Origin of the sequence: Candidatus Poriferisocius sp. (assembly GCF_965204145.1) — a bacterium.
Taxonomy (GTDB): domain Bacteria; phylum Actinomycetota; class Acidimicrobiia; order Acidimicrobiales; family Bin134; genus Poriferisocius.
In genome coordinates this window covers 1,716,557-1,728,738 of the sequence record NZ_OZ241977.1, presented here as the reverse complement: position 1 = coordinate 1,728,738, position 12,182 = coordinate 1,716,557, and the positions used below count along the sequence as shown (strand labels likewise).

At 65.6% G+C, this 12,182-nt stretch carries 11 protein-coding genes; 4 read left to right on the top strand and 7 right to left on the bottom strand.

Translation table 11 applies throughout. From position 1 onward, the window contains the following. Window positions 1-41: 41 nt before the first annotated feature. Window positions 42-416, top strand: coding sequence for an SgcJ/EcaC family oxidoreductase (locus ACOGI7_RS07960; RefSeq protein ID WP_419851382.1), 375 nt, complete (start codon window positions 42-44; stop codon window positions 414-416). A 25-nt stretch (window positions 417-441) separates the two neighbouring features. Here ACOGI7_RS07960 and ACOGI7_RS07955 read toward each other — a convergent pair whose 3' ends face one another. The 6 genes from ACOGI7_RS07955 to ACOGI7_RS07930 form a co-directional block, all read right to left on the bottom strand. Next, window positions 442-1,653 (bottom strand): DegT/DnrJ/EryC1/StrS family aminotransferase, encoded by a 1,212-nt coding sequence (locus tag ACOGI7_RS07955; protein WP_419851381.1) that lies wholly within the window; start codon window positions 1,651-1,653, stop codon window positions 442-444. Between the two features lie 11 nt (window positions 1,654-1,664). Further along, complete coding sequence (locus ACOGI7_RS07950; RefSeq protein WP_419851380.1) at window positions 1,665-2,144, bottom strand: nitroreductase/quinone reductase family protein; 480 nt, start codon at window positions 2,142-2,144, stop codon at window positions 1,665-1,667. 17 nt (window positions 2,145-2,161) lie between these two features. Further along, window positions 2,162-3,028: an amidohydrolase family protein gene (locus tag ACOGI7_RS07945; protein ID WP_419851379.1), complete on the bottom strand. Its 867-nt coding sequence runs from the start codon at window positions 3,026-3,028 to the stop codon at window positions 2,162-2,164. Between the two features lie 35 nt (window positions 3,029-3,063). Next, window positions 3,064-4,266: an amidohydrolase family protein gene (locus tag ACOGI7_RS07940; RefSeq protein ID WP_419851378.1), complete on the bottom strand. Its 1,203-nt coding sequence runs from the start codon at window positions 4,264-4,266 to the stop codon at window positions 3,064-3,066. 179 nt (window positions 4,267-4,445) lie between these two features. Beyond that, window positions 4,446-4,715: a hypothetical protein gene (locus tag ACOGI7_RS07935; protein ID WP_419851377.1), complete on the bottom strand. Its 270-nt coding sequence runs from the start codon at window positions 4,713-4,715 to the stop codon at window positions 4,446-4,448. Between the two features lie 98 nt (window positions 4,716-4,813). Then, window positions 4,814-6,034 carry an RNA ligase gene (locus tag ACOGI7_RS07930; protein WP_419851376.1) on the bottom strand — a complete coding sequence of 407 codons (1,221 nt, stop codon included), beginning with the start codon at window positions 6,032-6,034 and terminating at the stop codon, window positions 4,814-4,816. A 99-nt stretch (window positions 6,035-6,133) separates the two neighbouring features. Here ACOGI7_RS07930 and ACOGI7_RS07925 point away from each other — a divergent pair, with 99 nt between their 5' ends. From ACOGI7_RS07925 to meaB, 3 genes are read left to right on the top strand one after another with little or no spacing between them, the layout of a single operon-like run. Continuing rightward, on the top strand, window positions 6,134-7,837 hold the full coding sequence (locus ACOGI7_RS07925; protein ID WP_419851375.1) for a methylmalonyl-CoA mutase family protein: 1,704 nt from the start codon (window positions 6,134-6,136) through the stop codon (window positions 7,835-7,837). Further along, a complete protein-coding gene (gene scpA / locus ACOGI7_RS07920) occupies window positions 7,834-10,032 on the top strand; it encodes a methylmalonyl-CoA mutase (RefSeq protein ID WP_419851374.1) in 2,199 nt (732 codons plus the stop codon). The genes ACOGI7_RS07925 and scpA overlap by 4 nt, the downstream gene beginning before the upstream one ends. Further along, window positions 10,029-11,003: a methylmalonyl Co-A mutase-associated GTPase MeaB gene (gene meaB / locus ACOGI7_RS07915; RefSeq protein ID WP_419851373.1), complete on the top strand. Its 975-nt coding sequence runs from the start codon at window positions 10,029-10,031 to the stop codon at window positions 11,001-11,003. The genes scpA and meaB overlap by 4 nt, the downstream gene beginning before the upstream one ends. On the opposite strand, the gene ACOGI7_RS07910 is transcribed toward meaB, so the two are convergent. Continuing rightward, entirely contained in the window at window positions 11,000-12,133 is a 1,134-nt protein-coding gene (locus ACOGI7_RS07910; protein ID WP_419851372.1) for a citrate/2-methylcitrate synthase, read from the bottom strand. The two genes, meaB and ACOGI7_RS07910, sit on opposite strands and share 4 nt — an antisense overlap. Between the last annotated feature and the right edge of the window lie 49 nt (window positions 12,134-12,182).

Sequence of the window (12,182 nt, the reverse complement as noted above, 5' to 3'; positions counted from 1 at the left end):
AGGCGGGCCATGCTGGGCATCCCCGATGACAGGAGAGTGCGATGGCTGATTTGCCAACCGATCCCAGCGAGCTGGTGAGCCAGTTTTGCGCCGCATGGGCCAACGGCGACGCCGACGAGCTGATGGCCTACTTCACCGATGACGCCGTTTATCACAACGTGCCGATGGACCCTTTGGAAGGGGCTGCGGCCATTCGGGCGTTCTTGGAGGGGTTCTTCCCCGCCTCCGGCGGCATTGTGTTCGAGACCCACCATCAGGCAGCCAACGGCAACATGGTCTTGAACGAGCGGACCGACTACATCAACACCGGCGACGGGCAAATTGCCTTGCCGGTGTGCGGCGTGTTCGAGGTGCGCGACGGGCGCATCGCCCGCTGGTCGGACTATTTCGACATGGGGCAATTCGCCGGCGGTTGAGCGCGGCGCCCCAAAGGGGGGTGGCTCAGCCGCCGAACAAATCGGACAGGGTGTCGACCACGTAGCCGATGTCGTCAGACCCCAGCCCGTGGTGGGTGGGGATGCACAGCGCGTTGTCCATCACCAGGTCGGCATTGGGGAAGCCGGCGGCCGGTGCCCGGTGTTCGATGCCCGAGAAGCCGGGCTGGCGGAGGATGTTGCCGGTCCAGACCATGCGGGACTGCACGTTGCGGTCTTCGAGGAAGTTCTGCACCTCGGTGCGGTCGTAGCCCGACTCCGGCCGGAGGATGAACCCGTAGCGCATCCAGGTGGTCTCCAGATCAGGCGTGGTGCGAGGCAGGATCACCTTGTCGGTGTGGTTGACCAGCAGGTCGTTGTAGCGATCAAAGGCGTGGCGCCGGCGGGCGTTGAACTCCTCCAGCTTGGAGAGCTGCACCAGCCCGTAGGCCGCGCCCAGCTCTGAGGGCTCGAAGTTGTAGCCCATGTCGTCGAAGATGAAGATCTGGTCGTACATGGTGCCGTCGTCAAGGGGGCCCCAGCGGGTGTCCTCGCCCTGACGGGAGCCGTACAGGTACGACTCCGAGCGCCTTCCCCAGCGGCGGCGGGTCAGGCACTTGTCGTGCATCTCGGCATCGTCCATGGCCACCATGCCCCCGTTGCCCGCACAGGTGAGCGAATGGGAGATGGCGAAGCTGGTCACGCTGATGTCGCTGCGGGCGCCGATCCGGGTGCCTCGCAAACGGGTGTCCAGCACATCGCAGGAGTCCTCGATCACCTTCAGCCCGTGCTTGTCGGCGATGGACCGGATCACATCCCAGTCGGGGCAGTTGCCCATCAGGTTGGGGGTCAATACGGCCTTGGTCCGGGGGCCGATCATCTCCTCAATGCGGTTGACGTCGATCTGGTAAGTGTCGGGCTCCACGTCGACGAATACCGGCACCAGCCCCTGATGGACGATGGACGACACATCGGTGGAGAAGGTGAGAACCGAGGTGATGATCTCGTCGCCTGGTTCCAAGTCCAAGATGCTCACCGCCAAGAGCAGCGCCGAGGAGCCGGAGTTGACCATCACCCCCCGCTGCTTGCCCAGCAAGGTGGAGATCTCGTTTTCGAATCGGGCCACGTTCTCTCCGATGAACAGGTCTCCGGAGCGCAGCACCTCGAGCACGGCTTCGATCTCGCGCTCGTCTTGGATGGCCCCCGCGGGCGGCAGGGTGCGGACGGGTTGGTTCGGCATGGCGGTTGCTCCTAAGCGGGGCGCTGCTCGACGAGCCGCACCAAGGGGATCTGGCGATGGGGGGCCTTGGCCTGGTAGTCGGCATACCAGGCCCGGTCGGCCACCAAGCCGTCCCAGGTGGCCTGATAGTCGTCGCCTTCGCAGATGTCGGCCACCGCCCAGAAGTCCTGGCCCTGGTCGGTGACCAGTAGCTCGGGGTTGGCCTCCTTGTCGGCCAGGTTGAAGTACCACGAAGGATGGGCCTTGGCCCCGGCGTACGACGCCACCACGATGCGGTGCCCGTCGGGATCCCGCCAGTAGGGCAGGGCCACCTTGTGCTCGTTGCCCGAACGGCGTCCGATGGTGCGGATCAGCACATGGTGCATGCCGGCCACGCCCCACACCGCGGAGTCGTCGCTGGACTCCATCGCCTCCACGTGCATCTTGGTGATGACCGGGATCTCCTCCAAAGAAGGTGTCTCCCAGTCCTGCTCGACTCGCTGATCGCTCATGTGCTGTCTCCTGTCGCTCAATCCAATTTGAGAACCCGGCGGGCGTTCTCCCGAAGGAAGCCGGGCCACACCTTGTCCCGGAAGGGGACGTCTTTCATGTCGGTCATGATCCGCTCCAGCGACAGGCCCATCGGGAAGTAGCCGGCGTAGATCACCTTCTCAGCGCCCCGGGTGTTGGCGTAGCGGATAATGGCCTCGGGGTAGTGCTTGGGGGCGAATGCCGAGGTGGAGTAGTGCAGGCCGGGCCACTTCAGCATGAGCTTCACTGCTAGGTCTTCCCACGGCTCGCAGCCATGGCGGGTCACGAAGGTGAGCTCGGGGAAGTCATACATCACCCGGTCGATGCGCTCCACGTGCTGAGGCGAGAACGGGAAGCGGGGGCCGGGCACGCCGGCGCACACGAACATGGGCAGATCCAGCTCCACGCATTTGGCGTAGATCGGGTAGAACTTAGCGTCGTCGATCGGTACCTGGGGGAAGCAGCCCGCGGGGAACGCCCCTACTGCCCGAACGTCCCACTCCCGATGGAGCTGGTCCATGCGGCGGACTTCGCCCATCACGTCGTTGGGGTCCACGTTCATGGAGGGGATGAACCGGTTGGGGTAGTCCTTCAGCGCCCGTTGGCCGGTCTCGTCTTCGCAGGAGATCAGAGCCATCTCGACGTTGAACCGGTCCATCTCCTTGAGCACGACCTGGATGGGGTCGTCGTCGGTGCCATACAGCTCTTTGGGGACTCCCTTGAACATGTACTCCACCGGGAAGTCGAATTCCTCCGACGTCTGGTCGTCCTTGGTCTGGGCCCGGATGAAGTCGTAGGTGGAGAAGTCGGGTTTGGGAAAGCCGACCATGGTGTCGATGATCGGAATGTCAGTGGGCATGCCCATGGGTCAGGTCCTTTGGATTGATGGTTTGGGTTGCTTCAGGCGGCCAGGGCGGAGCGGGGGGTGATCACGTCCCAGGCGTTGTCCCGCATCATGGCCTTGGCCTCGGCATCGGTGAAGTTGGGGATGTCGTAGATGAAGTCGGTGGGTACCTCCAGCCCCTCGGCGTGGGGGTAGTCGGAACCGAACAGCATGTGGTCGGCGCCTATCGTCTCCTTGATCAGGTCGATGTCGTCCTCGTAGTAGGGCGACACCCAGACATGCTTGATGAACTGCTCCACCGGGTCGGTGCGGAACTCCTGGGGCATCTTGCCGTAGGCGATCTTCAGCTCCTCCACCAGGCGAGGGGCGAACATGCCCCCGTTCTCGATGCAGGCGACCCGCAGGTTGGGATGGCGGTCGTACAGCCCGTGGCACACCAGGGCGGCCATGGTGTCGAAGATCTGGCGGTCGTGGCCGGTGATCTGCTTGAACGTGGAGGTTCGGAACGACTGGAAGTCGGCGGTGGGCTCCCACCGCTCGTTGTAGTCGTGGAGGCCGCCGTCGCCGCCGTGCATGCCCACGGTGATGCCGGCCTCGGCGATGCGGGCCCACACCGGGTCGTAGTGGGGCATGCCCGGTGAGCGGTCGCCCCCTTCAGGGGTGGGAACCGGGCCGGGCACCATCACCACCATGCGGGCGTCGTTGGCCAAGGCCCACTCCACCTCGGAGACGGCCCATTCCACGTCGATCATGGAGATCACCGGGGCGGCGAAGATGCGCTCCTGGTAGGCGAATCCCCAGTCTTCGGCCAGCCACCGGTTGAAGGCGGTGAAGGCGGCGACCACTGCTGGCGGGTCGTGGCGCAGCGACTGCTCCATGCCCACGCCCAGGGTGGGGAAGAACAAGGCGGCCTCGATGTTCTGGGCGTCCATCAACTCCAGGCGCTTGTCCCGGTCGCGGTACTCAGGGCGCTCGGAGATGGGGTCGAGCTCGCCGAACATGGTCTTCACGTCCACGCCCTCTTTGTTGCGGCCCCGGAAGAAGTCCTGGAGCGCTCCCGGCTTGGACACCGGGTCGAACGTGGGGTTGGGGATGAACCGGTTGATCTTTCCCGCCACCAGCAGGCGCTGCTTGCCGTCGATGTCGGCCCACTGCATGCAGCGCTTCTTCATCGCCGGGTCGATGTGGCGGATGAAGGCGTCGGTGGCCTCGTAGTAGTGGTTGTCGGCGTCGAACACCTTGAACGGCAGGTCTGCCATGATGCACCTCTGGGAGTGGCGGGGCGGGCGTTGCCCCCGATTTTCGCCGCGCCAGCCCAAGCCCACAAATCCCGGCGCGGCCGATCAACTCACTTAGGTTTCCCTGCGGTGCAACCCCCACATCTGCTGGTCGCCTCGCTCGGCCGCGATGAGAGCTCCAGTGTCATATGTGACTCCGTTCACTTGTCGGATGGCTCTTTGGCAGAGCCAAGAGCTTCGTTCAAGGCCTCTTCGGCCCAGGCCAAGGCTTCAGCGGAAATGGGACCGTGCTCGGCCTCCCATTCCTCTACGGCGGCGAGTCCCGCCTTGATGATTGCGGCGTCGTCACGAGCAGGAGAATCGCCGTCGTCAGTCGAAGCAGCGGAAACTGACTGAGCGGTGGAAGACATGGGAACCGCTCGGTGTTGCTCTTGCGGCGTTGGCTGCTCTGGCTCTTCCATCACAGACATATCGTGACTTTACATGATATTGGGTGTATGTCAATCACTATTACAGGACCGCTTCACAGATGCGTTCTCGCACCCACAGCGAATGAATTGCAGGTGGCTCAGAGCTGTGGGTGGTTGCCGGTCAGGGGACCGCTTTCGGGATCGGCAGGGGGTCGGAGGTCGGCCCAGATAGCTAGATGGGCTTCGGGCTTTTGCTTGTGGAGGGCGAAGATGGGGCCGACTGGCAGGTCGTGGTGGGCGGCCAGCCTCTGGGCCGCCTCGGCGAACTCCCGGTCACCTTGGCCGCGGCTCTCATCGGCGGCCTGTTCGGTCAGCCGTTCGTAGAGGGAGATCCGTTCTCTGGCTTCGGCAGCGACGGCGGCCAGCGTACCGTCGATCCAGCCGTGAAACTCCTCAGGCATCACCGACCGGATGGCCTCGATGGGATTCTCGGGCTGGTCGAGCAGGCCCGTTACCGTCTCGGGGGGAAGGCGCAGGCGGGCGGCGATGTGCTTGGGGGATATACCGCGACGGGCAGCGTCGAACACCGCGGCCGCTGTCCAGATGTGTCGCCGGTTCAATCCGGTGACCATCCGATGCTGCTCCACATAGGCCGGCCACTTCATCTTGAAGCGGAGGTGGGGCTGGCCGTCGCCGGTGTCGTACCGGACTACGAAACCCTCCTCAGGGTGGTGGTCAGGACGAGGCCTGGCCATGTGATCAGCAAGATCGTTCAATGAGGCGAATTCTCGGCTGGCGGCCACCGGGCCGGGCCAATCCAACCGGTCGAGCGGCAGGTCGGTGCCGGTGGCGATGTCGATGATCGCGAGCAGAACCAGATCGCGCATGTCCCCGTGGTTCACAACGATCCGGTTCTGCGGGTAGACAATCTCGAACAATGGTGTGATGCCGGGCTCGACTTCAACGGTTGCGTACCGTTCTTGCCAGATGTGGGTTCCTTCGATGGCCTGCGCGGATTCCAGGCTGCCTCGGGTGGATATGTGGATATCGCCATTGGGGTGCCGGTAGGCGATGCCCAGTGATCCGTCCCACTTGTCGGCGACGTGCATTGGCCCCTCCGCTGGTACTTCCGGGGCACAGGGCTCAGACGGGGCAAAGAACTTTGGGAACGGGCGGGCCAGCACCCGTCCGTGCTGGTCGGCGATCAACCCCCGACAGGCCAAGGTGGCTTGGTTCCACGCCTCGGAATACTGGGCCCGGGCGGTGTAGTTGTACACGGTCAGCCCCTCGGCGGTTGTGCGGGCAGAGACGTGCTTATCCGTGATGGCCGACTCCAATAAACCGAGGTCGGTGATGTCTCGGAGGAATGTTGCAGCCACCCGGAGATGGTACGAGGGCGGCTTCGACCTCCCTTACTGGTTTTCTTCTCAGGCAGATTGGTTGGGGAGAGGGGAGGGGGCGGGACGTACCATGAGGGGGTGAGCGACGCCGTGATGGGCCTGGCTGGGGATTTCGACCTGGTCGGACGGGACCAGTGGATGGAGCTGGTGGAGCAGGTGCTGCGGGGGGCGCCGTTCGACAAGCGGCTGGTGGGCACCACCTACGACGGCATTCGGATTCAACCGCTCTACACCGGTGCCGACCACGCCGGAGACACCAGCCTGCCCGGTGTGGCGCCGTTCACCCGGGGAAGCAGGGTGGTGGGGGGCGCGTGGCAGGTCCGCCAGGCCCACAGCCGCGCTACCGGCAACCGCGCGGTGCTGGACGACTTGGCCGGGGGAGCTGATGCCATAGAGCTCCACATCGACGGCGAAACGAGTTTGGAAGAACTCGACAGCCTTCTCGATGGCGTTCCCTCAACGGTGCCGATCATGCTGGCGCCGGGGAGCGAGGCCGCGATCTGGCATTTGGTCGACCTTTGGGACAGCAGGGGAGTGGCCAGAGACAAGGCTCTCGGCGGCTTCGGGATGGACCCCCGAGATCCCGCGGTGGCTGAAGCAGTGGCCAACACCTTGAACCTGGACTACTGCAACGTGCTGGTCGCGGTTGTTAACGGGGCACGATTGGCCGACCAGGGCGCGAGCGAGGCCCAGGAGCTGGCCGGATCGCTGGCCGACGGAGTTGCCTACCTGCGGGCCTGTGAGCAGGCGGGCCTCGACCTGGCATCGGCGGCCGACAGGCTGGAATTCCGCTACGCCGCCGGGGTAGACCAGTTCTTGACCATCGCGAAGTTCCGGGCCGCCCGACGACTGTGGGCCCGGGTGACCCAGGCATGCGGCATCGAGCCTGCCGCCCAGCGCCAGCACGCGGTTACCGCCGGGGCCATGATGACCCGCCGCGATCCGTGGGTGAACATGATCCGCACCACGGTGGCCTGCTTCGCCGCCGCGGCGGGTGGCGCCGACGCCATCACCGTTAGCCCGTATGACTCGGCCATTGGAGTGCCCGACCCGCTGGGGCGGCGGATCGCCCGCAACACGCAGCTGCTGCTTCGGGAGGAGTCCCACCTCTATCAGGTGATCGACCCGTCGGGCGGCTCCTACTACATCGAGTCGCTTACCGATGCCCTGACCACTACTGCCTGGGGACTGTTCCAGGAGCTGGAGGCGGGGGCCAGCCTGTCGGAGCGCATTGAGGCGGTCCATGAGGCCCGCAGCCGGGATGTGGCCACCCGCCGCCTGCCGCTCACCGGCGTGAGCGAGTTCCCCGACCTCGATGAGCCGGCGGTCGACCGGCCACCGGTGGTTTCCGATCCCGGGTTGCGCCGCTTGGCCGAGCCGTTCGAGGCTTTGCGGGATGCCGCTGACGCTGGTCCGTCTCGCCCAACCGCTTTCTTGGCCAGCTTGGGCTCCATCGCCGTCCACACGGCCCGAACCGCTTTTTCCACCAATCTGCTGGCTGCGGGCGGCATCGAGGCGGTCGGCGGTGATGGATGCGACACCCCGGCAGAAGCGAGTTCGGCGTGGAAGGTCTCGGGCTCACCCATCGCCGTGGTGTGCTCGTCTGACGAGATGTACGAAAAACACGCCGCCGACATGGTGGCCGCGCTGAAAGAAGCCGGATGCGGTTATGTGCTGCTGGCCGGCCGCCCCGATGATCGATGGGGGGCCGACGGCTACATCCACATGGGCTGCGACGTGCTGGATGCCCTGGGCGCCATCCACGACAGGCTGGGCCTATGACCGTCCCGGACTTCTCCCGAGTGGACCTCCACGCCTCTCCTGTGTCTGGCGCCAACGGCATGGGCTGGGCCGATTTGGTGGCAGCGCAGACCGGGGAGGGCCCCGACCACCTCACCTGGGCCACCCCTGAGGGTTTCGGCGTGCGCCGGCTCTACACCGCCGAGGATCGGGCCCCGCTGGACTTCTGTGACACCTACCCCGGACTGGAGCCCTACCTGCGGGGTCCATACGCCACCATGTACGCCACCCAGCCGTGGACCATCCGCCAGTACGCCGGGTTCTCCACCGCTGAGGACTCCAACGCCTTCTACCGCCGCAATCTGGCGGCCGGGCAGAAGGGTCTGTCGGTGGCCTTCGACCTGGCCACCCATCGGGGCTACGACTCCGACAATCAGCGGGTAAGCGGTGATGTGGGCATGGCCGGAGTGGCCATCGACTCCATCCTCGACATGCAGATCCTGTTCGACGGCATCCCGCTCGACCAGATGACCGTGTCGATGACCATGAACGGCGCGGTGCTTCCCATCCTGGCCATGTACATCGTGGCCGGCCAGGAGCAGGGCGTTGCCCCCGAGAAGCTGGCCGGGACCATCCAGAACGACATCTTGAAGGAGTTCATGGTCCGCAACACCTTCATCTACCCGCCGACGCCGTCGATGCGGATCATCTCCGACATCTTCGCCTTCACCTCGGCCAACATGCCCAAGTTCAATTCCATCTCCATCTCCGGGTACCACATGCAAGAGGCCGGGGCCACCCTCGATTTGGAGCTGGCCTACACCCTGGCCGACGGGGTGGAGTACGTGCGGGCCGGGCTGGACTCGGGGCTGGACATCGACGCCTTTGCTCCCCGGCTCAGCTTCTTCTGGTGCATCGGCATGAACTTCTTCATGGAGGTGGCCAAGCTGCGGGCCGCCCGCCTGCTGTGGGCCAAGCTGATGCGGCCATTCGATCCTTCCAACCCCCGGTCGCTGTCGCTTCGCACCCACAGCCAGACCTCGGGCTGGAGCCTCACCGCCCAAGACGTGTTCAACAACGTGGTCCGCACCACCATCGAGGCCATGGCCGCCACGCAAGGCCATACCCAGTCGCTGCACACCAACGCCCTGGACGAGGCGCTGGCCCTGCCCACCGATTTCTCGGCCCGGATCGCCCGCAATACCCAGCTCCTGTTGCAGCACGAGTCGGGCACCTGTCGGGTGGCCGACCCCTGGGGCGGCTCCTACTACGTGGAGCGGCTCACCCACGACCTCGCCCAGCGGGCGTGGGAGCACATCAGCGAGGTGGAGGCCGCTGGCGGAATGGCCGAGGCCATCGAGGCGGGAATCCCCAAGATGCGCATCGAGGAGGCCGCCGCCCGCACCCAGGCCCGCATCGACTCCGGCTCTCAGACGGTGGTGGGGGTGAACCGCTATCAGGTGGATGGCGAAGAGGGCATCGAGGTGCTGAAGGTGGACAACGCCGAGGTGCGAGCCTCCCAGATCGCCCGGCTGGAGCGGCTGCGGGCCGACCGGGACAACGAGGCCTGCGCTCGAGCCTTGGACGCGCTGACTGCTGGGGCCGACCAGCCCGTCGGCAGCCAGGGTTCCAATCTGCTGGCTCTCGCGGTAGACGCGGCCCGGGCTCGGGCCACCGTGGGAGAGATCAGCGACGCGCTGGAGAAGGTGTATGGTCGCCATGCACCCCGGATCCGAACGATCTCCGGGGTATACCAATCAGAGATGGGACAGAGCGACAGCAACGGCGGCGGCACCGGCGAAGTGCGGGAAGCAGTGGCTGGTTTCGCGTCCCGAACCGGGCGCCGACCCCGCATCTTGGTGGCCAAAATGGGCCAAGACGGCCACGACCGAGGTCAGAAGGTGATCGCCACCGCCTTCGCCGATCTCGGTTTCGACGTGGATGTCGGACCACTGTTCCAGACCCCGGCCGAGGTGGCCCGCCAAGCGGTGGAGGCCGACGTACACATTGTAGGAGCGTCGTCACTGGCCGCAGGGCACATGACCCTGGTGCCCGAGTTGCGGGCCGAGCTGAAGCAGATGGGCCGGGCCGACATCATGATCGTGGTCGGCGGCGTCATCCCGCCTAGCGACCACGACGAGCTGCGGGCCGCGGGGGCCGAGGCCATCTTCGGGCCCGGCACGGTGATCGCCGACGCGGCGCTGGATTTGCTGGCCGCCTTGGACAACCGCCAGTGATCGACCTCGACGCCTGTGTCGAGGGGGTGCTGGGAGCCGACCGCACTTGGCTGGGCCGGGCCGTCACCCTGGTGGAGAGCACCAAGCCAGATGATCGGACATTGGCTACTGAGCTTCTTCAACGGCTGCTGCCTCACACCGGCGGCGCTCGGCGGGTAGGGATCACCGGGGTGCCCGGGGTTGGAAAGTCCACCTTCATCGACGCATTGGGCACCTATCTCACCTCGCAGGATCACCGGGTGGCGGTGCTGGCGGTTGATCCATCCTCAACCGTGTCCGGGGGCAGCATCCTGGGTGACAAGACCCGGATGCCCAACCTGGCCATCGACGACGCTGCCTACATCCGCCCGTCGCCATCTTCTGGTTCGCTGGGCGGGGTAACTCGCACTACCCGCGAGACCATGACCGTGGTGGAAGCGGCCGGATTCGATGTTGTGCTGGTGGAGACGGTGGGCGTGGGCCAGTCGGAGACCGCGGTGGCCGACATGGTGGACTTCTTCTTGGTGATGATGCTGCCCGGCGCCGGCGACGAGCTCCAGGGCATCAAGAAGGGTGTGTTGGAGTTGGCCGACGCCCTGGTGGTGAACAAAGCCGACGGCGGCAACGAGATCGCTGCCCAGCGGGCAGTGCGGGACTACCGGGCCGCACTGGCCATGACTGCTCCGGCCAATCCCAACTGGGTTCCCCCGGTGCTGGCGGTGAGCGCCATCGAGGGCACCGGCCTCGACCAGGTTTGGGAACAAATCCAGGCCTACTACCAAGCGCTGAGCGATTCTGGGGAGCTCGCCGGGCTCCGGTCCGACCAGCAAGTGAGGTGGATGTGGGCCATGGTGGAAGACCGCCTCCGAGACCGCCTCCGGGCCTCCCCGGATGTGGCCGACCTGGCCGGTCTCCTCGAGGACCAGGTAGCAGGGGGACAAGTGGCCCCCGCAGCGGCCGCCGACCAAATTCTGGCCGCGTTCGACGCCTAGTCGCCGTTGTGGAGCTGCCCGGTGTAGCGGGCGCTGGGGCGCATGATCTTGTTGTTGGCGGCTTGCTCCAGCAGGTGGGCGCCCCAGCCGACGACCCGGCTGGTAGTGAAGGTGGGGGTGAACGCCTCTTGGGGAAGCCCGGCCAGGTGAAGCACCACGCCGGCGTAGTACTCCACGTTGGTGACAATCACCGCATCAGGCTTCCACTCGGCCAGATAGGACAGGATTCGGCTCTCGATGTCGAGGGCTCGTTCCACCAGCTCGCCGCCCAGCTCGATGGCCATGGCTTTCAGGGTTTCAGAGCGGGGATCGTCCGCCCGGTAAACGGCGTGCCCGAACCCCATGATCTTGCGGCCAGCATCGAGCTCGGCCGCAATCCAGGGCACCGCGTTGTCGGGATGGCCGATGGCGTGGAGCATGTCCAGCACCCGACCCGGCGCCCCGCCATGCAGCGGGCCGGCCAACGCGGCCAACGCTCCGCCCATGGCCCCGCCCACGTCGGTACCGGTGCTGGTGATAACTCGGGCCGTAAACGTGGAGGCGTTGAAACCGTGATCGGCGGTCAAACACAAGTAGGTCTCCACCGCCCGGGCGTGCTCCGGAAGCGGCGTCTCCCCCAAGGTCATGCGCAGGTAGTCGGCGCTGTGGGACAGCGACTCGTCGGGTCCTAGCGGCTCAGCCCCAGAGCGGATGCGATTCACGGAAGCCAACACAGTGGGCGTGATCCCGATGGCCCGCATCACCGCAGCCCGCCGCTCATCCGGGTCAAGATCCAGGGTGGGCCGAGGATCAACTTCTACCCCCAGCACGCCGCGCAAGATTGTCATAGGAGGCAGATCAGTTTGCCCCAGGGCAGCAACCAGATCGGCTGCCTCTGGAGTCAGACTCCGGGCCGCGGCCAGCTTTGCCCGAAATGCCTCCTCGGCTACGTCGTCCGGCAAGTCCCCGCCCAGCAGCAAATGAGCTACCGCCTCAAACGAGTGCTCCCGGGCCAGCGAAGCCGCATTTCGTCCCCGGTAGTGGAACCACCCCTCGTCCCCGCGAACCGAGCCCACCTCCGTATCGGCCACGATCAGTCCTTTGAGGCCAGGAGGAGCAACATTCTCAATCAGCGGGGAACCAGCATTCATACCGCCAATAATACCGGCGGACCGGATTGCTCCGTTTCCGACTCTGCTG

Bases quoted from the DNA above. Each gene is read 5' to 3' on its own strand.
- ACOGI7_RS07940 (WP_419851378.1), bottom strand. From the start codon at position 4,266: ATGGCAGACCTGCCGTTCAAGGTGTTCGACGCCGACAACCACTACTAC.
- ACOGI7_RS07950 (WP_419851380.1), bottom strand. From the start codon at position 2,144: ATGAGCGATCAGCGAGTCGAGCAGGACTGGGAGACACCTTCTTTGGAG.
- ACOGI7_RS07955 (WP_419851381.1), bottom strand. From the start codon at position 1,653: ATGCCGAACCAACCCGTCCGCACCCTGCCGCCCGCGGGGGCCATCCAA.
- ACOGI7_RS07910 (WP_419851372.1), bottom strand. From the start codon at position 12,133: ATGAATGCTGGTTCCCCGCTGATTGAGAATGTTGCTCCTCCTGGCCTC.
- ACOGI7_RS07960 (WP_419851382.1), top strand. From the start codon at position 42: ATGGCTGATTTGCCAACCGATCCCAGCGAGCTGGTGAGCCAGTTTTGC.
- ACOGI7_RS07945 (WP_419851379.1), bottom strand. From the start codon at position 3,028: ATGGGCATGCCCACTGACATTCCGATCATCGACACCATGGTCGGCTTT.
- scpA (WP_419851374.1), top strand. From the start codon at position 7,834: ATGACCGTCCCGGACTTCTCCCGAGTGGACCTCCACGCCTCTCCTGTG.
- ACOGI7_RS07935 (WP_419851377.1), bottom strand. From the start codon at position 4,715: ATGTCTGTGATGGAAGAGCCAGAGCAGCCAACGCCGCAAGAGCAACAC.